At 55.6% G+C, this 24,008-nt stretch carries 12 protein-coding genes; all 12 read left to right on the plus strand.

Going from position 1 to position 24,008, the window contains the following annotated elements:
• The first annotated feature begins 404 nt into the window (after window positions 1-404).
• A complete protein-coding gene (locus GZH47_RS24985; protein WP_162643729.1) occupies window positions 405-1,379 on the plus strand; it encodes an aldose 1-epimerase in 975 nt (324 codons plus the stop codon).
• Window positions 1,380-1,794: 415 nt separating this feature from the next.
• Window positions 1,795-2,820 (plus strand): LacI family DNA-binding transcriptional regulator, encoded by a 1,026-nt coding sequence (locus tag GZH47_RS24990; RefSeq protein WP_162643730.1) that lies wholly within the window; start codon window positions 1,795-1,797, stop codon window positions 2,818-2,820.
• An 82-nt stretch (window positions 2,821-2,902) separates the two neighbouring features.
• Window positions 2,903-3,994, plus strand: a complete 1,092-nt coding sequence (locus tag GZH47_RS24995) for a fatty acid desaturase family protein (protein WP_162643731.1) — start codon at window positions 2,903-2,905, stop codon at window positions 3,992-3,994.
• Window positions 3,994-4,311 carry a Rieske 2Fe-2S domain-containing protein gene (locus GZH47_RS25000; RefSeq protein WP_162643732.1) on the plus strand — a complete coding sequence of 106 codons (318 nt, stop codon included), beginning with the start codon at window positions 3,994-3,996 and terminating at the stop codon, window positions 4,309-4,311. Before GZH47_RS24995 ends, GZH47_RS25000 begins: the two co-directional genes overlap by 1 nt.
• Before the next feature lie 271 nt (window positions 4,312-4,582).
• On the plus strand, window positions 4,583-6,214 hold the full coding sequence (locus GZH47_RS25005; protein WP_162643733.1) for a response regulator: 1,632 nt from the start codon (window positions 4,583-4,585) through the stop codon (window positions 6,212-6,214).
• A 144-nt stretch (window positions 6,215-6,358) separates the two neighbouring features.
• Window positions 6,359-11,887 carry a sugar-binding protein gene (locus GZH47_RS25010; RefSeq protein ID WP_225446202.1) on the plus strand — a complete coding sequence of 1,843 codons (5,529 nt, stop codon included), beginning with the start codon at window positions 6,359-6,361 and terminating at the stop codon, window positions 11,885-11,887.
• Window positions 11,888-11,964: 77 nt separating this feature from the next.
• Window positions 11,965-13,743, plus strand: a complete 1,779-nt coding sequence (locus GZH47_RS25015) for an S-layer homology domain-containing protein (RefSeq protein WP_162643735.1) — start codon at window positions 11,965-11,967, stop codon at window positions 13,741-13,743.
• A gap of 121 nt (window positions 13,744-13,864) precedes the next feature.
• Window positions 13,865-15,739 carry a sensor histidine kinase gene (locus tag GZH47_RS25020; RefSeq protein WP_162643736.1) on the plus strand — a complete coding sequence of 625 codons (1,875 nt, stop codon included), beginning with the start codon at window positions 13,865-13,867 and terminating at the stop codon, window positions 15,737-15,739.
• A complete protein-coding gene (locus tag GZH47_RS25025) occupies window positions 15,711-16,112 on the plus strand; it encodes a response regulator (RefSeq protein WP_162643737.1) in 402 nt (133 codons plus the stop codon). The genes GZH47_RS25020 and GZH47_RS25025 overlap by 29 nt, the downstream gene beginning before the upstream one ends.
• A complete protein-coding gene (locus tag GZH47_RS25030; RefSeq protein WP_162643738.1) occupies window positions 16,102-17,505 on the plus strand; it encodes an extracellular solute-binding protein in 1,404 nt (467 codons plus the stop codon). Before GZH47_RS25025 ends, GZH47_RS25030 begins: the two co-directional genes overlap by 11 nt.
• Window positions 17,506-17,684: 179 nt before the next feature.
• Window positions 17,685-18,995: a glycoside hydrolase family 140 protein gene (locus tag GZH47_RS25035; RefSeq protein WP_162643739.1), complete on the plus strand. Its 1,311-nt coding sequence runs from the start codon at window positions 17,685-17,687 to the stop codon at window positions 18,993-18,995.
• A 329-nt stretch (window positions 18,996-19,324) separates the two neighbouring features.
• The gene (locus tag GZH47_RS25040; RefSeq protein WP_162643740.1) at window positions 19,325-23,953 is read left to right on the plus strand and encodes an S-layer homology domain-containing protein; all 4,629 of its coding nucleotides are present in this window, start codon (window positions 19,325-19,327) and stop codon (window positions 23,951-23,953) included.
• Window positions 23,954-24,008: the final 55 nt, after the last annotated feature.

Here is a 24,008-nt window from a genome sequence, read left to right on the forward strand (position 1 = left end):
CTGGATTCGTTAGCTTTTGAATAAACGCTAAAACACGAAGATAACGCCGCCTGAATTCGTTAGAATCTCAATCTCCCTCGAGTCGAGCCCGGATCCTGGCGGCATTTAGTGCGTAGCGACTTTCTCAAAGCGGCACTTGCGCGATGGCTTTTGCTGCTGTGGTCATGGCGATGGTGGCGTTAGACTCGTTTCTGCGATCGGCACGATGGTGGCCGTTGGACCGTTGCTGCGATGGTAGGTAGCAGTGGCAGCTTCGCTGTAACGAAGATCTTTCGCACGAAGAACTTCCTATTGTCGAAACCCCATAAGCGATGTACAATCGAACGTGCCCGGGCACATAAATTGTGTAACCGCTGCCATACGGGCTTGCTAATGAACGAAAACCACCATTAGGAGGGGAACCCATGCAAAGATACGCAGCCGAGACGCGCGTTCAAGAGGGCCTGAACGTTATCGTTCTGACAGATAGGAGCAGCGATTCCGAGGCAAGGCTGCTTCCGGACGCGGGCAATAACTTGTTTCTTTTCAGCTCGGCGGGCCAGGAGATCATCAAGACGCCGATCAGCTTGCATCGCCTGCGCGAAGACCGGTCTGCCGCGACAAGATACGGTACGCCGATTTTATTTCCGCCCAACCGAATCCAAGACGGCATGTTTACGTTCAAGGGACGCAACTATCGGTTTCCGCTAACGGAACCGCCTGAATATCACCTGCATGGGGAACTCGTCAGCAGAGCTTGGGAAGTTGTGGCCTACGGCTCCTCGGAAGAGGAAGGGGCGTGGGTGACCAGTCGTTTGCAATACGCGGACCACCCGGACATCCTGGCGTATTACCCGCATCCATTGACGTTTGCCATCACGTACCGGCTCCTGGACGGGAAGCTGCAGATGGACAGTACGATCAAGAACGAAGGAACGGACGAGGCGCCTTTCTTCTATGGCTTGCATCCGTATTTCTCGATTCCGGCTGCGCTCGAGAACAGCACGACGCTGCACATTCCCGCCGTGGAAGAGTGGCCGGCCACGGACAAAGCATTCGTGACGGGGATGCCGTCGGATACGGCGCTGAGCCAAGCGATGCGCAGCGGATTCCCGCTGGCAAGCTATCCGAAGCTCGGATGCTCGATGCTGACGCTCGATCCGGAATCCGATGCCATCTGCCGTTTCAAGCTGCCGGCTTACTCGATCGCCTACCAAGTGGATAAACAGTTTCCGTTCGTGCTGCTGTTCAGTCCGAGTTGGAACGAATCGTTCTCGATCGAGCCCTACACGTATTTAACGGATGCGTTTAACCTTCCGTATTCGCCCGACCTTACGGGTGCGCAGGGCATTGTGGCGGGCGAGGAACGCTGTCTGCGGACGTCGCTGTGGGTCGAATAAAGCGGGCGGCCGCAGCCAGCACACAGCAGCCAGTCGCCAACAGCCAACAGCCAACAGCCAACAGCCAACAGCCAACAGCCAACAGCCAACAGCCAACAGCCAACAGCCAACAGCCAACAGCCAACAGCCAACAGCCAACAGCCAACAGCCAACAGCCAACAGCCAACAGCCAACAGCCAACAGCCAACAGCCAACAGCCAACAGCCTACATCCAGCATCCAGCATCCAGCACCCAGTTGCCATCCCCCAACAACCAGCAGCCAGTCGCCAATAGCCAACTAACGCAACCAGCAGCCTGCTAACCGCCGTCCTCGGAATGGAGCTTCGCCGAGCGGATAAAAGCCTCTTGAAAGCGTGATCACTTCGCTCTATAATTAAAACTGTGCCCGAGCACATTAAGAATCAGGAGCGAATCATGACCGTAACTATCAGAGAAATCGCAAAGCAGGCCGGCGTCTCCAGAGGCACGGTCGACCGGGTATTGAACGACAGGCCAGGCGTAAAGCCGCATGTACGTGCCCGCATACTAGAAATCGTCAACGAATTGAATTATGTTCCCAATCTTGCCGCCAAAGCGCTCGCCTATCAGAAGAAGCCGGTCGTATTCGGCATCGTCATGCCGCCGGAAGACATTGAGTTCTTCGAATCCATCCGCAGCGGAATCAACAGCGCCGCAGACGAGCTGAAGGACCTCGGCATCCGGTTGGATTACCGCTACGTGGACAACAGAGGTCCCGAAGAAGGAGCCGCGGCCATTCGCGAGCTGGTCGAAGCGGGCGTCAGCGGCATCATGTTCTCCGTCATGGACGACGAGCTGATCCGGGCGAGCATCGATTACGCGGCGGAGCGAAATGTCCCCGTCGTCACGTTTAATTCCGACGTGGAGCACAGTAAACGGATCTGCTTCGTCGGACAGGATCTGCACAAGAGCGGCTTGGTAGCCGCCGGCCTGATGAACCGCGTGCTGCACGAGCGGGCCAAAGTCGTCATCGTTACGGGCAATCTCAAATTCCATGCGCATCGTTCGCGCGTGGAAGGGTTTCGGAAAGGGCTGGCCGATTACGGAAGCCGCTTCGAAGTGCTGGATGTCATCGAAGGCTACGACCGCTATGCGGAAACGTTCGAGCAGCTGGACCGGCTATTGGGCGAGCACGCGGACCTCGGCGGGATCTATATGGCGACGGGCGATATCGCCGCATGCGTCGATGCCATCAAGAAGCATCGGAGGGAAGGACAGCTCCGCGTCGTGTGCAATGATTTGATGCCGCCGGCGGAGCAGGGACTTCGCGAGCGGATCATCGATTTCACGATCGTCCAGAACCCGGAGAGGCAAGGCTATGTATCGCTGCGCATGCTGTACGACCATGTGTTTGCGGGCAAGCAGCCCGAGTCCGAGCATCATTTTACGGAGACTCACATTTATATCCCTGAAAGCCTGTAAGGCTTTCTTTTGGGCAATTTCGTGCCCGGGCACAGAGGCTTGTATGTTTCAAAATAAGGCCAATTACGAGGGGGCGAACGGGATGGCGATCGTCGTTCAGCGAAGAGACTACAGTTTGAAGGGCAAGGAAAGCAAACGGGCGGAGGAGAAAGGGCTCGCATCCGCGCAATGGCACGCAACGGCAATACCGCGGGCCAAGATGAAGGAGCTTATGAAGCGCAAGGACGGTCCGGCGATTCGGGACACGATCATTTGGTTCGGCGGACTTATTGTTCTCGGTGTTCTGGCCTATCTCTCTTGGGGCACCTGGTGGGCGGTTCCGGCCTTCTTCCTCTACGGGCTGCTCTATGCGACGCCGGGCGATTCCCGATGGCATGAATGCGGACACGGCACGGCTTTCAAGACGCCTTGGATGAACGATGTCGTCTATCATATTGCCTCGTTCTTCGTCCTGCGTTCCGCTACGCCATGGCGCTGGAGCCATTCCCGTCATCATACCGATACGATTATCGTGGGCCGCGACCCGGAGATCATTACGGCGAGACCGCCGGTCTGGAAAATCCTTTATATGCAGCTCTTCCATCTCTACGGCGGTCCGATCGAAATCAAACGATTCATTCTGCATACGTTCGGCAGGCTGGAGGAGCAAGAGAAGGACTATATCCCGGAATCCGAGTATGCGAAAGTGTTCCGCGAAGCCCGCATTTACATGCTCGTCTTCCTGGCCGTCATTGCCGCTTGCGCGTTCACGGGCAGCATTCTCCCGGCGATGTTCATCATTCTTCCTTCGTTCTACGGCGGCTTGCTCGTGCTCATCTTCGGCATTACGCAGCATTTGGGGCTGTACGAGGATGTGCTGGATCACAGGCTGAACACGCGCACGATCTATATGAACCGCGTCTTCAGGTTCCTGTACTGGAACATGAATTATCATACCGAGCATCATATGTTTCCGATGGTTCCCTTCCACGCGCTGCCGAAGCTTCACCAAGAGATGAAGCACGACTGTCCGGAAGCGCGGCCGAGCCTGTGGGCGGCACTCCGGGAGGTCGTCGGCGCGCTGCGCAAGCAGAAGCAGGATCCTGCCTACGTGGTCGTTAAGCCTTTGCCGGTAACGGCGACCCCGTATCGTTACGGTCCCGAGCTAAATATTGAAACGAGGAGTGAAGCCTAATGTCGAACGGTGAATGGGTGGCGGTTTGCGAGGTTGGCGAGATCGACGTGGAGGATGTGATTCGTTTCGATCAAGGGGAGCAATCCTTCGCGGTCTATCGGACGGACAAAGGGGATTATCATGCGACGGCCGGCTTCTGCACGCACGGCAAGTTCCATCTCGCGGACGGCCTTGTGATGGGCAAATTGATCGAATGTCCGAAGCATAACGGCAGATTCGACGTCACGAGCGGCGCCGCGGTACGCGTGCCTGCGTGCAAGGATTTGCAGACGTATCCGGTTAAAGTCGAAGCGAACCAGGTCTTCATCATGATCTAAGCAAGGGAGTTCATTCTCTCGCACGCGTCTTGAGTACGCCATTAGGATGTGTTAGGCTGGGTTTATTCCATAACGAAGCTAATCGCATCATACGACACCGGGGGACTGCTGATGAAGAATCGACAGTCTCCTTTTTACATGCGCCAATTGGAAGCGCATTCATGACAAGGGTGAAGCGGCTCATGTTCGCATAATCAGAATAGCACGCCAGCCAGAAGCAATTGATGCGGCTCATTTGTCCCAGGGATCCGATAAGGAGCTGAGTGGAACCATGCTGAAGGTTTTGATTTTGGAAGACGAACCTATTCTGCGTCAAGGCTTAGTGAACAAAATTTCAATGGACAAGCTCCCTCTCGTCATAGCCGGCGAAGCCGACAATGGAATCGACGGGCTTGAGCTGCTCATCGAAATCAAACCGGATATCGTCCTGACGGACATCCGGATGCCGGGCATGGACGGGCTGGATTTTATCGAACAAGCGCTCCTGCTTCAAGAGAAGCTGAATGTCATCATCGTCAGCGGCTACGGCGAGTTCGAGTATGCGAAGCGGGCGATGAGCTATGGCGTGTCCGATTATTTGCTCAAACCGGTCGACAGCGAGGAACTCAGGGAAGCGCTCTTGAAAGCGATTCACAGAATCGAGGAGGAGCGTGCCTTAGGGGAGGAACGGGCGCTGCTTCTCAGAAACCAAGCGTTGAACAAGGAGACTTTGCGGCAGCAGCATCTGACGAAGCTGATCCAATTATCCGCGCAGACGGAGATGCGCAATGAAATAACCAACCCTAGGATCGAAGAGGTGCAGGCGCATTTCGATCGTTATTTGGTCGTTGCCTTGGTTTTGGAGCCGTATGCGCTTCCCCACTATTCGTTCCGCGAAGGAGAAGAGGAGCTTGTCCGGTTCGCGGTCGAGAATATCATGTCCGATCGGATGGCTTCGTCCGGGCGGCAAGGCGTTCTCTTCACGCATGCGATCCACGAGAACGAAATGCTCTACATGTTCGGCTTCAATCGTCCGGAGGAAAGGAACGCGATCCATGCGCTGATGCGGGACGTTCTTGACGGTATTCAGAATTACCTCAAATTGAAAGCGACCGTATCCATCGGTAAGACCGTCGATCGGATCGAGGATATCCAGCAGTCCTACCGGCAGGCGAAACTGATCATCCGCAACAAAGTCATTCGCGGAACGGGGCATATTTTCGAATACGAGCATTTCCAGCAGCAGCTGCCGATCGTCAACCCATTCCTATCCCAGGAGGATGAGCGCATCTTGTTGCAGTGGCTGGAGGATTGCAACGAGGCAGCCTGCACGAATTGGATCGAACAACGCTTGGAAATCCTCGTGGCATCGCCTAGCTCGACCTTTTCCCAACTGGAATGGTTCTGCGTCGACGTGTATTTGCTGTTCCAGAAGTTCTTGGCGAAAACGACCGCGCCGGAGCGGTTAATCGGGGACATGGACGAATTGCTGCAATGGCTGCAGAACATGACGACTTGGCAAGAAGCCGTTCGTAAGCTGAATAGCCACGCGGGGAATATCGTCGGATATTTCGTGAACCTGAATCATGGACTGCATGCCGACGTGATGGAGAAGGCCAAGCAGTACTTGGATACTTGCTTTAATGAACCGATTTCGCTGCAAAAGATCTCCGATACCTATTACATCCATCCGAACTACTTCTCGAAACGGTTCAAAGAAAAATTCGGCGTAAGCTTCCACGAATATCTGACCGAACTGCGCATGAAATCGGCCGCGAAATGGATGCTAGAGACGGATTTGAAAATCTCGCATATTGCGGGCAAGGTCGGCTACGAGGATCCGGCTTACTTCGGAAGCGTCTTCCGGAAGTGCTTCGGCATGAGTCCCAAACAATTCCGCGCGCAAATGAAAGCGGTTAAATAATTCATAGTCGATGGTTAAGGAATTCCGTTTTTTTGCGAAGTTTCGTCTTCTACAATTGGAGAGGAAGTTGAAACGATGCGAACGGGAGGCCATTGAATGTCGGGTAAAAGGGTTTTAGCCATTTTATTGTCATTTTTAATGTGTATGCCTGCTATTACAGTCGCAACAACAAAGGTTGTCGGTGCCGAACCGGCAAGTACGCTGTCGATCTTGGATTACGGAGCGACGCCGGACGACGAGACGGACGATACAGCCGCTATCGTCAGCACGATCGCGGATGCCAAGACGCAAGGCGCAACGGTGTATGTGCCGGCGGGGACGTTCCTGTTCAACGACGTCATTATGCTGGACGGGGTCGATCTGACAGGCGACGGAGAGACATCGATTCTGAAAAGCACGAATCTGCAGCATCAATCGATCGAGCTTGGCGGCGACGGCTCCGACTTGAGCAACGTGCAATTGACCACCGTCACGGCGTCGGAACGATTGTCGACCGACGATTCCGCGCGGGTTTTCGTGACGAATACCGCCACCAACTTTTCGATTAAAGGCGTCGTTATCGACGGCGGATCTTCCGCCGGGATCATCAACTTCGGCAACAACGGCGTGATAAGCGGCAATACGGTCAAGAACACGCTTGCCGACGGGATTCACAATACCGGCGGCTCGAGCGATCTTCTCATCGAGAACAATACTTGCATCGATAACGGCGATGACCAAATCGCGATCGTCTCCTACGAGAAGACGCCCAGCTGGTCCAAGCGCGTTACGATTCAGAACAATAATGTGTCGGGAGGCCACGCCCGGGGAATTACGGTTTCCGGCGGCGAGGACATTACCGTCGAGAACAACCAGATCGCGAACACCGGCGGAGCGGGCGTCTACATTGCTTCGGAAGGAAATTGGCATACCTATGCCGTATCCAATCTGGTCGTGCGAGGGAATACGATCACCGGGGACAGCAGCAACAGCTCGGTTGCGGAACGGGGAGGCATCCGTCTGCAAGGTACGAACAAAGCGCCAAGCATCGATAATGCGCTGATCGAGAACAACATCTTGAACGGTTCCAAAGACAGCGCCGTCTTGATCGTGGGCTCGCTCCCGATCAACGCGACCTTTAACGACAACCAAATCGCCGATCCGGCCGAGTATGGGATTCGGATCGTCCAGACCGTTGTCGGCACGCTTGCGTTCTCCGGCAATACGGTGTCGGGTTCCGGCAAAGCCGCATTCTCCAATGGCGCAGCGGGCGCAGCCGTGACAACGGATATGGAGAACGATCCCGAAGCCGGCGGAGACGGCGGGACGGAGGCCGAATTCGCGGCTGCGAAAGGCACTCCGATCATCGATGGCGTAGCGGACGAGCAATGGAAGAGCTCCTCGCTGCTGCAAATGAACACGGATGCGAACGGCACGACGGGAACGGCCAAAATCATGTGGGACGACAAAAACTTGTACTACTTGTTCGACATGAAGGACAGCACGCCGAATGCAAAGGGCACGAACGAGAACAACGACTCCGTCGAGGTTTGGACGGATGAGCTGGACGCCAAGCACGGTACGATGCAGGAAGGCGATTATCAACTGCGAGTAGACGTCAACAATGCGCTATCGTCGACGATTGCCTCCATGAATTTGAACAAAGTGAAAAGCGCGGTGAAGACGACTGCGGACGGCTACGTCATTGAGATTGCCGTGCCGTACACGTCGCTGTCGCCGAAAGCAGGCGACAAAATCGGATTCAACGCCAGCGCGAACGACGATGCCAACGGCGACGGCAAGCGCGATACGTATATCAGCTGGATCGACAAATCGCTGCCGTACTGGGCGGATACGACCGTATTCCAAGAGATTACGTTAATCGATCCGCCGCATGCGGCGATGGGGACGCCTGTTATCGATGGGAACGCGGATGAGCTGTGGAGCGGATCCTCGTCCTTGCAAATGAATACGGATGCGAACGGCACGACCGGAACGGCGAAGGTCGCGTGGGACAGCAAAAATCTGTACTATCTGTTCGACGTGAAAGACAGTACGCCGAACGCGAGCGGCACGAACGAGAACAACGATTCCGTTGAGGTATGGACGGATGAGCTGAACGCCAAGCACGGCACGATGCAGCTGGGCGATTACCAGGCGAGAGTGGACATTAACAATTTCGTATCGTCGGCGGTTTCTTCGCTGGATCTGACGAAAGTAAAAAGCGCCGTGAAAACGACAGCCGACGGTTACATCGTCGAGTTCGCCGTACCTTTTACCGCTCTGACGCCGAAGCCGGGCGACAAGATCGGATTCAACGCGACCGCGAACGACGATGCGAATGGCGACGGCAAGCGCGATACGTACGTCAGCTGGGTGGACAAGTCGCTGCCATACTGGGCGGACACGACCGTGTTCAAAGAAGTTACGCTCGTCGGTTCCGCAAGCGGCGGCGTTACGGGGCCAACGGCCGTCGCAGCGACGGAGAGCGAAACTTTCGACGCGAAAGCTTCCTTCGGCAATACGCAAGGCACGGGCGGCTGGTACAGCATGAAGAAGCTTAACGGCACGTATTCCTATCTGACGCAATATGTCACGGATACCATTCCGAAGTGGGTAGATCCGGACAGCACGACAGGATTGCCGTATACGCGCGATGGTTTCTTCCATCCTGACTATGCTTCCGACGCCGTCAAGAAATGGGTAGCGCCGAAGGCGGGCAACATCGACATTACGGGAACGGTGTTCAAGACGGACGTTCACGGCGATGGCATCGTCGCATCCATTCTGAAGAACAAGGATATATTGTGGAGCCATACGGTCACTTCCGAAGCGGATGCCATTCCGGACGGGGTGACGAACATCCATGTGGAAGCCGGCGATGCGATCTACTTCGTCGTCAACAACAACGGAAGCGCGGCGAACGACGAGACGAAATGGATGCCCGTCATTACGATGACGAACGCATTGAAGCTGCAAGCGGAAGATAAGACGGCGGCAACCGGCGCGAATGCGGTTGCGTCTGCCGGAGCCGAGGGCGGCAAAGTCGTCAGCGGCTTCGATCAAGGCGATTACTTGGTCTATGGCAATGTCAATTTGAGCGGCGGTTTTAAGACGATTGAAGCCCGCCTCGCATCGGTTACTACGGGCGGCCAATTCGAAGTAAGGCTCGACAGCTTGACGGGTCCTGTCATCGGTACGTTTACGGTGGCGGATACGGACGGCTGGAACCAGTATGAAACCCAAACTTGGGGTCTGACGTCCGAAGCGAAAGGGCTGCACAATCTGTACATCGTCGGCAAGTCGGGTATCGGCATCGCCAATATCGACTGGTTCCGCCTGACGAACAACGAATCGCGCGGCGCGACCGTGCCATATACGACCTACGAAGCGGAAAGCGGTACGCTCGGCGGGGGCGCCGCGCTCAACGATACGCCGGATCCGATGCATAAGGAAGTCGCCTCGGGCAAGTCCTACGTCAATCTGAACGGCACGGGCGAGTACGTGCAGTGGAGCAACGCGCGAGACGCGAACCGGTTCGTGCTCCGTTACAGTATTCCGAAGGACAGCAGCGGCACGCTCAGTCTGTATGTCAACGACGTCAAGAAACAGACGATCGACCTAAGCTCGACGTATCTTTACGATACGGGCGATGCCAATGCGACGAGAAGATTCGACGAGACGGATCTGGCCATCGACATCAACGCCGGGGATACCGTCAAGTTGCAGAAGGATGATGGCGACAGCCTGGCTTGGTACGCGATCGATCTGATCGACCTCGAGACGGCGGCGGCTCCGTTAAGCATGCCGGCGAACTTCATCTCCGTTAAAGAGGCTCCGTATCTCGCAGTAGGCGACGGAGTCGCGGACGATACGGCGGCGATCCAGAGCGCCGTCGACGATGCGGCAGCGCAGGGCAAAGGCGTATGGCTTCCTGCAGGCACATACAACCAAAGCGTCAAGATCGAAGTGCCTTCAGGCGTGAACATTCAAGGCGCGGGCATCTGGTATTCGCGCCTGCACGCCACGACATCGATTTCGGATTGGGGCGGTACGGTCGGGTTTACGCTCAATGACAACACGACGATTTCCGACCTCCGGATCAGCAGCGTGGATACGCAGCGGGGCGGTCACTCCGGAATCGTCGTTCTGACGAACCCTGGCAAGGGCCACAACGACGTGCTGCAGAATTTATGGGCGGAGCACGTCGGATGCTTGGAAGGCTGGACGGACTGGACGGATTCGGTCATCCAGAACGTCCGTATCCGGGACACGTATTTCGACGGCATCCATTGGGGCGATGGCGGCAACAGCGGGAACCTTGCGCGCAACAATGCGATGCGGGGCCTTGGGGACGACGGCGTCGCGCAGGTTAACCTGCTCAACTTCGGCGCAATCGCCAACAGCAACGTGGCGGAGTTCAATTCGATGATCGCAAGCTACTGGGGAAGAGGCTTGTCGGATATCGGAGGCAACAGCTTGACCCTGCGCGACAATCTCGTCGACAGTTCCTACAACGCGGGCATGATGGTCGCGACCGAGCCCGTCGGAGATCAGGCCAAGCACGAGACCTCTTATCCGATCGAAGGGCTGAAGTTCCAACGGAACACGATCAATAAAGCAGGCCATACCGGCCATAACCACGCCGGTCTCCATTTCTGGCTCTCCGTCAATCCGATGAAGGACATTCGAGTCGAATTGAACACGATTCAGAACGGCGAGACGGAAGGGATCCACATCGACAACACGGCTTACGGCGACAGCGGAGGCCGCACGCAGTTTAACTTTAATACGGTACAGAACAATGCGCTCCAAAGCTATAACAATGCAAACAGGCTTGTCGTTCCCGTGTTGAACGGCAACACCGGTTTCAATGGCCAGCAATCCGCTTCCGTGATCCTCGGCGGGCCTGCCGAAGCAGGCGCGGAACAGCCGGTCGACGTGGCGGTAGGATTGGCGGGAGTGGCATCGAACGTGTATGCGGGAGACTTCACCGTCCAGTATGATCCTTCGCAGCTTGCTTATGTTTCTTCCGAATCGTCGGTCGCGGGATTCGCGGTTGTCGATGAGTCCGCTTCGGAGGGGAAAGTCCGGATATTGGGCGCGAGAACGAGCGGGACGATTACGGGAACCGTCGATCTTCTGAAGCTGCACTTCAAAGCGCAGTCCATCGAACATACGGCGACCAGCTATGTTTACGTCAGCAATGCGGTCGTCTCCGACGCATCGGGCAACGAAACGAAGTTGAGCAACGGCTCCGCTTACGCCGTACAGGTCATCGGAACGGTGCAGCCTGCAGACAAGACGCAGCTGACGGCTAAGCTAGCGGAATCTCAGGAGAAGTTCGATGCTTCCGAAGTAGGTACGGGGTATGGCAATTATCCGCAAAATACGTACAATGCGCTGGGAACCGCGATTCGCGACGCGAACCGCGTGAACCTGGACGAGAATGCTTTGCAGGCGCAAGTCGACGAGACGACCGTAAGCCTAGGAGCGGCGCTTCAAGCCTTCTCCGCTTCCATGATTACCCGGACATCCGTCGGCGATCTTGGACGGCTCGCCGCGAGATACGGGGCAACCGCATCCGATTCGGATTGGAGCAAACTGCAGAAATACGACTTCAACCATGACGGGAAATTGGATATCGTCGACCTTGCAGCGTTAGCCAGAATGATCCTCGGCAATCCGCAATAATCAGGACCAATTCGGTGGAGGAAATGCGCTTCCGGCGCGTTTTCTCCATCTATTTTCCGGGAGGATGAACGAAGACGATGTCGATGAAGCGAACGATTCTTCCGATTTGCATGGCCCTGCTGCTGTGCGTCTCCTGCCTGCTGCCGCATGCCGCGCTGGCGGACGGCGCGCCGTCTTTCTCGCTGGCGGTAACGGGGGGAACGCTGAAGACGGGCAGCGAGTTTAAGGTAACGCTGACTGGTAACGACGTAGCCGATCTGTTCGCGAACGAGGTCCGTCTGACCTATGATTCCGCGAAGCTGCAGTTCAAGGGAGCCGTCGGTGCAGGCAAAGGGTACGACATTGAACCGATCGTGCAAGACAACGCCATCACGCTGGCGCACACCATGGTAGGTGCCATACCGGGCGTAAGCGGCACGGCGACATTGTATACGCTGACGTTCAAAGCGATCGCTGCGGGCAAGACCGCCGTCGTGTTTCAACATATCAAAACCGTAAATTCGAAGCTGGAATCGGTTGAAATCGATGTGAACGCGAACTTATCCGTTGATATTGCAGCGGCAGATAATCCGCCGGCTGGCGGAGGCGGAAACGGAAGCGATAACGGCGGCGGCAACGGCAATGGCAACGGCAACGGCAATAACAACGGCAATTCCGGGGGAGATGACGGGAAGCTTCAGCCCGACTCCGGTACGGAGAGCGCCAACAACTCGCATACGGCCATGTTTTCCCTAGGTACGGATAAGTGGGCAAGCGAGCTTCAGAACGCGAAGGAGGATGAGGACGGCAACCGAGTCGTCCGCGTTGATCTGGCGGATGTGCCGGACGCGCAAGCGTATGCGTTGAAGCTGCCTCCCTCGTTCTTTACGGACGGTACGGGGAAGGTTCGCATTGAAATCGTAACGCCTTTCGGGCGCGTAACGCTGCGCACCGATATGTTTCCGGCGGGTTCGCTGCCTCAGGGAGAGATCACGATCAGCATCGGGAAAGCGGACGCAGGCAAGCTGAACCTGACTGACGCGGCGAACCACACGATCGCCGGGCATCCGGTCATCGAGCTTCAGCTGCTGGCCGACGGCAAGAACATCGCTTGGAGCAATCTTGATGCTCCGGTTGCCGTAAGCATTCCTTATACTCCGTCCGCCGCAGAGCTCAACGATCCGGAGCATCTGACCGTGCGTTACGTGGATGGCAGCGGAAACGCCGTGCCCGTGTATGATGGCCGGTATAACGAGACGCAAGGGAGCATGACGTTTACGACGACGCATTTCAGCACCTATGCCGTCGCGTTCGTGAACAAAACGTTCAATGACCTCGGAACGGTGGATTGGGCGCGCAAGCAGATCGAAGTATTGGCCGCCAAAGGAATCGTGAACGGCGTCTCCGAGCAGCAATTCGCGCCATCGAGGCAGGTGACACGCGCCGAATTCATCACGATGCTGATGAGAACGCTCGGTCTGGATACGAAAGCGGATAAGAACGCGGATACGCAATTCGCGGACGCGGTACCCGGCTCCTTCTACGATGACGCATTGTCGGCAGCCAAGGCGCTCGGCATTGCCAAAGGCATTGACGGCGCGCGATTCTATCCTTCGAAGAAGATCACGAGGCAGGATATGATGGTTATGACGGCAAGGGCTCTGGAGGCTGCGGGCATACTCGACCGTTCGGATCGGCAAGCGGACTTGAACGGTTTCTCGGACCGGGCGAGCATCGCCTCTTATGCAGCGGACGATATCGCCTCCCTCGTGTCCAAGGGGCTAGTAGCAGGAAGCGGCGGCATGATTCGTCCGCTCGCGAATACGACGAGAGCGGAAACGGCCGTACTCATGTACCGGATCTACGGACTTTCCTAGGACCATTTTCCGCGACTCCAACGCTTCGAAAGACCGTCGGGATTTTCCCTGGCGGTCTTTCGTCGCTTAACGTCGCTATCCTGCTATTATAAAAGAAACAGTCACGTAGGAGGTTTGCAGCTTGAAGCAGGCATGGGCTTGGTTGACGTTTCCGATTCGGGCCGTGGAGCGATCGTTTTTTCTGAAGATGCTGATCAGCTTCTTGGCGATCATCATTGTAACCGTTTGCAGCCTGGGCATGAATTTCTATGCCGTGACGTCAAACGGCATCAAAAGGGATGCCGTCGCGAACATGCAGAAGCTGACGGATCAAGCGGTGCTGACGATCGAATCCCAGATGGAGACGATTCGGAACGAATCATGGAACTTATTCGGCGATTCGGAGCTGCAGTCGCTCGTGAAGAACGGGTTCAGCTCCCCGGATGCGACCAGCTATTTTGCGAGCAAAATGGGCATCTTGGAGCGCAACAACCCCATGATCGGAGCGATATTGATCACGGACATGGACGCCGAGGGACGGATTCAGACGGGCGTAAGCAATTATTACGGGAACGACGAGCAAAGAGTAGGGTTCGAACAGGAAATCGCACGTCTGCGGCAAGTCGCGATAAGCCGCAACGGTACCGGAACCTGGGAATTCTCCCGTCTGATCAATCGTACCGAGAACCGCGTCATGCCGACTTTCGTATTCGTACAAGCTTTGAAGGACGTACAGAAAGATTTTCAGCCCATCATCGGGACCATCGTGATCCTGTTAGACGGCGAGATGCTGCAGCGGTGGATGGATTCCCTGCAAGCGCAGAACTCCTTCGCGTACACGGTCATGGACGGGCAGGACGGCTGCCCGGTGCTTCGGACACGGGAAGGCAGCAGCAGCTGCGCATCTCCGATCGAAATCGCGCAGATGAGCCGTTCGGAGGAGAAACCTTACGCGTACACGGACGAATCAGGACGGCGTTCGCTCGTCGTGTATCGTACGATCAGTCAAACGGAATGGGTGCTCGTCGGCAAAGCGCCGCTATCCGAATTATTGGGGCAAGTCAACGCCGTAGCCGAACGCACGCTGCTGATCGGTTCGCTGTGCCTGATCGTCGCGATGCTGCTCGCGGCAATTTTGTCGTCCAAAGTATTGCGTCCGATCAAGCATTTGCGTCTTGGGATGAAACAAATCGAGAAGGGGAATTACAAGATCGCCGTACCGGTCGAAACGAAGGACGAGATCGGTTTTTTTTGCCATAGTTTCAACCGGATGGTTTCGGAAACCGACAGTCTGATCCGGCAAGTCTACGAATCCGAGCTGAAGAAGAAGGACGCCGAAATCAAGGCGCTGCAGCTCCAAATGAACCCGCATTTCCTGTATAACACGCTCGGCACGATCGAGAGTCTCGCTTCCATTCCCGGCAGCGAGAGGATGATAAGCGACATCTGCCGTTCGATTTCGAGCATGCTGCGCTACAACATCAACGGCGGACGGTACGCCGCGATCGAGGAGGAGATGAAGCAGATCCGCCAATACCTGTCGATACAGAAAATCCGTTTCGGCCGCCGGCTTGACTACGAGCTGAACGTGGATCCGAAGCTTTCTTCCGTATCGATTCCGAAACTGTTGTTCCAGCCGATCGTCGAGAACAGCATCATTCACGGCATCGAAGGATTGCGCAGGGGCGGGATGGTGTGCATCGAGGCAATCGCGCTCAATAAGCATGAGTTCCAAATCCGGGTGAGCGATAATGGGATCGGAATCGAACCTATGAAGCTGCAATCCATACAGAAGGGCTTGAACGAACAGGTGCTTTCCGCGAGCTCGGGCCAGACGGCCACTTCCATCGGGATCAGGAACATCCATTCTCGCATTCGGTTATTGTACGGGGACGAGTACGGCCTCTCCATCGAGAGCAGCCAGCAATCCGGAACGATAGTGACCCTTACTTTAAAGACAGTCATCCCCAACGAGGAGGAAGCAAGAGATGAATTACAAAGTGCTTCTGTTGGATGACGAACGAATCTTGCTGCAAGGACTCGCGAACAAAATCGGCATGATGGACCTTCCGCTTCGAATCATCGGCGAAGCGGGAGACGGCGAAGAAGGTCTTGTCTATTTGGAGCGGGAGCTGCCGGATATCGTCATTACCGATATCCGCATGCCCGAGATGGACGGTCTCAGGTTCATCGAGCATGTCCGCGCGATGCGGAAGCCGATTCACTGCGTAATCGTCAGCGGTTACAACGATCTCGAATACGCGCGCAAGGCGAGTCGTCTCGGCGTTCAGCATTACTTGTTCAAGCCGGTGGATCACGCGGAACTGCAGTCCGTGCTGACGGGGATCGTACTTCAATTGCGGAAAGGGGATTCAAGTCATGACGAGTAGGACGAGGGGGCTCGTTAAGGTGTGTGCCATGATCGTGCCGGCCGGGATGATTGCCCTCATGCCTGCTTGCGGCGGCGGAAGCCTTCCATCCGTGGAGCTGCTCTCGGGCATTCCGGCAGCGTCGGAATCGGAAGCCGGTACTGTCGATGGCGTGAATCCGGTCGAGATAACGGCATGGGACGAGCCGCCGGATGACGATGCCAATAAATCGGGATGGCAGCAAGAAACGGATGATTTCGCGGCGAAGTTTCCGAACATTAAAGTCAAGCACGAGAAGGTAGATCCGACGAAATACAGGGAACAGTACTTGACCGCCATGGCAGGCGGCGTCGGTCCCGACGTATGGTCCGGCAACGCTTTTCCGGATATCCAGAAATACATAGTGAACGGCTTCGTCGCAGACTTAACGGAACGCTGGAACGCGTACGCCGATAAAGAGCAGTTCTCGAACGCGGCGATCGAAGCGGGAACGAGAAACGGCAGATTGTACGGGTTTCCGAGAGACATCTACGTCATGACGATGGTGTACAACAAGGAGCTGTTCAAGGATGCCGGGATTGGCGCGCCTCCGAAGACATGGGATGAATTCGTGCGGACCGCGCAGCGGCTGACGGATCCCGCCATAGGGCAATATGGCTTCAATATCCTCGGAACGGAGTGGGCAGATTGGTTTTTCGAATATTTCGTGTGGCAGGCGGGAGGAGATTTGACGCGGCGGAATGACGATGGAACGGCGACGTTAACGTTTACCTCCGATGCTGCCGTTACGGCATTGCAATTCTACAAAGATTTGAAATGGAAATATAAAGTCGTTCAGAAGAACGCGCTGCAGGAATGGGACCGCAACTTGCAGGATTTCGCGGCCGGCAAAGCCGGCATGCAAATCGGCTCGGTAGATATGTTTACGGGCAAAGGGATGAATATCGGCAATATTGGACTGATGCCGTTTCCTGCGGGCCCTTCCGGCAAGGCATACGGCCAAGTAGGCGGTGCGCTCTGGACGATAAACGCTCATTCCCCGAAGGACAAGCAGGATGCTGCCTGGACTTATATTACCTACGTATCTTCCAAGGAACAGAAGGAGAAGGAATTGCAATGGGTAAAGGAGCGAGGCGGCTTCCCTAATCTGTTTCAAGTCCGCAAGGACATCGTCGTGAGCGCCATGTTCCCCGACATTCGGCAGGATCTGGTCGATGCGGTCCTTCAAACGGCCGCAAATCCTCGCCAAGAATATTATCTGAAGGACCGTCTAAGCAAATACGTAGTGGCGGCGATCCAAAGCATTCTGATGGATGAGAAGGCAGATCCGAGAACCGAGCTGCAGAAGCAGCAGCGTTTAGCGCAGAAAGAGGTGATCGACGCGTTTAACGAGGACATCAAGAGCGGTAAGTAATATCGGGGTGCGGCGGACGGCCTCGCTCTGCCTTGTTGGCGGATACAATAAGTATGCATATAAATTTATTGTCATATATTTATTGTATACATATTGTGTACGATAATTGAATGTGTTAGTCTTGGACTATATTACTCCATCATTATCATTCATCCGAAACGGGAGCGTGAACGGAAGGCATGTCTACAACGCCATTGCAGCGTCTGAAAGTAAGCGAGAATAAGAGATTTCTAGTTCAAGAGGATGGAACCCCTTTCTTCTGGCTGGGAGATACGGCATGGGAACTCTTTCATAAATTAAGCCGCGAGGAAGCGGATGCCTATTTAAGCAATCGGGCGCAGCTCAAGTTCAATGTCGTGCAAGCGGTTGCATTGGCGGAGTTCGACGGCGTCGCGACCGATTCCCATTACGGCCGGCAGCCGTTGAAGCTTAACGCGGACGGCCAGTTCGACCCGACGCTGCCCAATCTGGACGGAGACGACAATTATTGGACGCATGTCGATCATATCGTGGATCTTGCGGCTTCTTACGGACTGTACATCGCGTTCCTTCCGACTTGGGGCGATAAGTACCATCAGGCCGCGTTCGGGAAAGGACCGGAAATTTTCAACGGCGACAACGCTCGCGTGTACGGACGCTGGCTCGGCGAACGCTACGGCAGCCGCACCAACATCATTTGGGTGCTCGGCGGGGACCGTTCGCTCATTACGCGCAACCATTTCGAAGTCAACAACGGTCTGGCCGCCGGATTGCGGGAAGCCGTAGGCGACTCGCAGCTGATTACGTTCCATCCGTGCGGCAATTCTTCTTCGTCGCATCATATGCATCACGAATCCTGGCTGGATTTCAACATGATTCAGTCCGGCCATCATGCGCAGGTGCGCGAGAATTACAAGCATATCAAGGCGGATTACGATAAGCTGCCGGTTAAACCGACGCTCGACGCGGAACCCGCTTACGAAGATCATCCCGTCAATTTCAATGCGTCCAATGGCTATTTCGATCAAGCGGACGTGCGGACCGGCGCCTATTACGGCGTATTCGCCGGCGGCTTCGGCACGACATACGGGCATCACAGCATATGGTCGATGACGACGGAGCCCGGACCGTATTTCATCATGACCTGGCAGGAGGCACTGAACCGTCCCGGGGCGGCGCAGATGCAGCATTTGCGCGCCTTGATCGAATCGCATTCATTCTTGGACCGCGTTCCCGACCAAAGCTTGATCGCCGACAATTTCGAAGGCGCGAACTATATGGTCGCGACCCGCGGCGAGCACTTCGGCATGATCTACAGTCCGAACGGCATCCCTTTCCGCGCATCGCTCGGCAAGTGGAAAGCCGACCGCGTGCAGGCGTCCTGGTTCGATCCGCGGAGCGGCGAATACAGCTCGATCTGCGACTACGCCAACAGCGGCGACGTCACCTTCACGCCGCCTTCCAGCGGAAGAGGCAGCGACTGGGTACTGGTGCTGACCGCGACGGAATAGTCGATTCGAGGCTTCGGCTTTGCGCAGGATCGGACAGGAACTGATCCGTGCTTGTATGAGAAATGGCGTAGCCATGGCGCTTGGCCGATCAAGGAGGCTTCAACCTGCCGTCGACGACGGATTATCCTAACGTTGCGTTGGATGTCCCATACATGTCCATCCGCATTTACGCCGGGATTCCTGAGAGAACGAGCAGAATAAATAGCAAAAGCCAAACGCATACGGACCGACACCTGAGGGGACTGCTGACGAAGAATCTACAGTCCCCTTTTCGTATGCAGCTATTGGGAGCGTATTCATATCAATCGACGAGGAGGATCATGACACACATGATCAGAAAATCAGTCAGTTTGACCGTCATTCTTGCCATGTTGCTCAGCTTGTTTTCGCTCCGAATGAATGCAGTCCATGCGGCGGACGATGGGGACGGAGGCGCGGCGGCCCATTCGATTACGGCGAATGTAGGCAAGGGCAACTGGGATAATCTCTATCAGAATGCCGCCGTGTCAACAAACAACAGCTATCAGGCATACTTTTGGATGAAAGGGAGCGGCGACATTTCGCTTCGTATCATGACGGCCGACTGGTCGACGGAGTTGATTTCCCATACGTTTACCGCAACTGAGGATTGGCAGAAATTCACCATTCCTGCCATCTCTACCGGCAGCAACGATTATTTGACTTTCATCTTGACCGATAAAAGCGGTCAGTCCGGGACGGTCTACCTCGACGATTTCTTCTTCGGGTCTGCCGGAAAGGCGAATAAGCTGCTCAATGCGGACTTTTCGAACGGGGCGAACAATTGGGACGGCTTAGACGGAAGCAACGTGTACAGCCTGAACGATACGGAGGATCATCCCAGCGCGCCGGGGGCGGAGGTAACGCCGCTAGATGCGAACGGCCTTGTCGATGAGCTGAACGACATCGGCCAGCTCTACGACCACAGCGACAAGTATGGCATCGATACATCGAATCCGAATGTATTCGCCGGCGATGCAGGCCGGTTGAGTCGCGGCGGCGATGCTGTTCCAGACGATGACATCTATGCTGTGTACCACACGGATTACGACTTGCATTCGATCTCCACGGACGTTTATTACTGGGACAGCCAGCCGGTGAGAGACATTACGGTGTCCGTGTCGACGGACGGCACGGCCTACGAACCGATCAGCCTGAACAAGGCCGACTTCGGCGGAAGCTGGCGCAAAGTAAATTTCAGTTCGTACGCGCTGCCGGATAGCGTTCGATACGTGCGGATCGATCTTCCGGATTTGAAGGTAGGCGAGCAAGCCTGGGCGGTTCAAGTGTCCAGGGTCGTCCTGAATAACAGTACGGCGGGCGTTGCGGCGAATCCACCGACAGGCAAGCTTGAGGGACCTTCGGATATTACGCTGACATCCGAGACCATGGGTGCGAGCATCTATTATTTCACGGATGCGAATCCGGCCGAGACGTTATATTCCGCTCCGATTCATATCGACGGTTATACGAAACTGTATGCCTATGCCGCATATCCCGGCAAGGAAGATAGCTATACGAATATCTTCACCTATTACAACGCGGAGCAGGAGAAGGTGGATACGTACGGTCAACTGAAGAGCGCGGATTTTCCCGCGAAAGTGACGAACGATCAACAACTGCTCGATGACGTGGCCGCAGACGCAGAATACTATTCCAGCCTTCAAGCTCCGGAGAGGGATACGTATGGCGGCCTGCCGGGCAGCAAGGAAACCTACGGCCTCGAAGTCAAAGGCTACTTTAATATTCAGAAGTTGAACGGCAAGTTCGTGATGGTCGATCCCATTGGTAACCTGTATTTCAGCGTCGGCGTTGATGGTACCGGCTATACCGGGGATACGTACACGCAGGTGAAGGGCAGGGAGTATGAATATCAATGGCTGCCGGACAAGGACGATCCCAAGTATGCTGGCGCTTTCTTGGATGGTAATCCGGATAATTTTTCGTTCTACGTCGCCAACAAAATCAAGAAATCCGGCGGGCAGCCCTTCGATACCGCCGATTTCTACAATGAAACCGTGGATCGATTGAAAAAATGGGGTTTCACGAGCGAGGGCGGCTTCTCGAACCCGCCTTCGGCTGACAGGCTGAGGCAGGATCCGTTCCCGCAGGTAAAGTTCGCGGACCTGCCGACGAATGATATGATCGGCAGCTCGGGCTTGTTCGACATCTACAAACCGGAAGCGGCGGCTGATATCGCGGCCAAGCTGGCAGATGAAGGCATAGCCGCACGCAAGGATGATCCCCTCATTATCGGATACTTCTTCGGCAACGAGCTTCCGTATCAGAATTTCAGAAGCGTATTCACAGCGGCCGACGCCTCATCACAAATCGCGACCAAGGGTGCGCTCGTGGACGAGCTGAAAGAGAAATATGCCAATATCGGTGCTTTCAATACGGCATGGGAAACGACCTTCGAGAGCTTCGACGATCTGCGAGCGGCAGCGCTGCCGGTCACTTCGGAAGCGGCTTCGGAGGACATGGACACGTTCATGGAGCACTATTTGGACAAATTTTATTCCACCATCACGACCGAATTCCGCAAAGTCGATCCGAATCATATGATGCTCGGCGATCGGTACTTGGTCAACACAATGAACAATACGGGCATTCGGGAAATGATCAGCAGGATCGCAGGCAAATACTTGGACGTTCTCTCGTACAACTACTATACCTACGATCTCGACTTGAACCGCATCAAGACGATGTCCACGCTGGCCGGCAAACCGATCCTATTCACGGAATTTCATTACGGTGAACCGACGCAGGGTCTGACAGGCGGCGTGCGCGTCTTGGATAACGAAACCGAGAAGGGAGAAGCCTACCGCAATTACGTCGAGCAGGCGGCTGCTTCCGGCGTGGTCGTCGGCGCGCATTGGTTCGAGTATCTGGATCAAGCCGCGACTGGCCGCTGGTTTCAAGGTTATAACGGCGAAAGTTACGGTATCGGACTGCTCAATGTGGCCGATCGTCCTTACAAGACGATGCTGGAATCCGTCAAAAAGACCAATGACAGCATCTACGATGTGCTGCTCGGGAACAAGCAGCCGTATAAGTACGATTTTGGACCAGGGCGCACCGAGCGCAATTCCAACAATGCGACAGACATTCCGATGACGAAAACGCCAATTGTTATCGATGGCGTGAAGGAGTCTTCCTGGCCGAGCGGATCGACGTTGTCCCTGGATGACAAGGACCGCATCCTAGGTGCGCAGAAACTGGACGTCTCGGGTAAATTTGATTTGGCATGGGACAAAGACAATCTTTACATCTACGCGCATATTCAGGACCCGACGCCGATGCAGAACGCTTACGAAGGCTTCGATATTTGGAACGGCGATGCCCTCGAACTGTTCGTGGGTCCCGATCCGAAGTTTCTCGACAGCCCAGGCTCGCTGAGGGTATCGGATTCGCAAATCATTCTCAGCGCTACGGGAGGATTTTATTGGTACAACAATAAAGATCCTCAGCCTTCGATCGATACGATAACGAAACCGGATGCGGACGGCAAAGGCTATTCGGTTGAGGCTGCCATTCCGCTGTCCGGCCTCAATATCGACGATCCAGCCGATGGGCGCAAGCTGAAATTCGATATCGGGTTCGATAATGGTGAAGGCAATAATCGCGTCGGTCAATACCTCTGGAACGGCGTGGACGGCAACTCCTCCAGCCGTGACAAATGGGGCATGGCGGAGCTCGTGGACAATGCCGCTTCCGGCAACAACGGCAACGGTGCCGGAGGGGGAATTATCGTTACCAACCCTGAAGACGGCCTGACAGTCGATGCCGCAGCCGGCGTTATCACTTCTGCCGTACCGGTATTGGATGCCGCTTCCGGCGAAGCAACGGTTTCCATTCCGCTTTCTGCCTTCCAACAAGTTCCGGTTACATCCGGCACCGTTACGGTCAAAGTGCCGAAAGCAGCCGGCGCAGCGAGCTATGTCGTTCAGTTGCCGACGGAAGTGCTCGCGAATGCTGCAGCTCATCGCACGATCGTGATTGAAACTGCATTAGGGACGATCACCGTGTCCTCCGACATGCTGAAAGGTGTCGACGTTCAAGGCGCGGATACCGTGTCGATCGTCATCGGCAAGGCGGATACCAGCAAGCTAAGCGAGGATGTAAAGACTTCGATCGGCGATCGTCCAGTCATCGACATCAGCCTGCGCGTGAACGGCGAGCAGCTGCCGTGGAGCAATTCGGAAGCGCCGGTTACGGTCGCGATTCCGTATTCGCCTTCGGCCGCGGAAGCGGCGAACGCGGAGCATATCACCATCTGGTATATCGGAGCGAACGGTCAACCGACTTCGGTGTACGATGCGAAGTATGACCCGGCGGCGGGGAACGTAACGTTCCAAACCGCGCATTTCAGCACGTATGCGGTCGTGTACGTCGAGAAGCATTTTGATGACTTGGGCCATCACGCCTGGGCGAAGAATGCCATCGAGACGCTTGCGTCCAAAGGCATCATAGACGGCACCTCGGCTTCCGAATTCTCGCCGGCGGCAAGCATTACCCGGGCCGATTACCTGCTCCTGCTCGTGAAGACGCTCGGATTAACCGCCGACGTGAAGGACAATTTCGCCGATGTGAAGCCGGGCAGTTATTACTATGACGCCGTCGGGATCGCCAAGGCGTTAGGCATCGCAACGGGAAGCGGAGACAATCGCTTCCGTCCGCAAGCGCCGATCACGAGGCAGGAAATGATGGCCCTTACCGCGCGGGTGTTGACGAAGCTCGGCAAGCTTCATGCGGCTGGAGCAACGTCTTCGCTGGACCGCTTCAAGGATCGGAGCGAGCTGGCCGGATACGCGGCCGACAGCGCTACGGCGCTGCTGGATGCCGGATTAATTCAAGGCGCGGGCGGCCTGCTTCATCCTCGCGCAAGCACGACACGCGCCGAGGCGGCCGTGTTCCTGTATAACGTGTACCGCCTGTAGTCGTACCAAGGATCAACCGTTCATAGGAATTGCAGACAGCCAGGGGGAACTCGCA

Origin of the sequence: Paenibacillus rhizovicinus (assembly GCF_010365285.1) — a bacterium.
Classification (GTDB): Bacteria; Bacillota; Bacilli; order Paenibacillales; family Paenibacillaceae; genus Paenibacillus_Z; species Paenibacillus_Z rhizovicinus.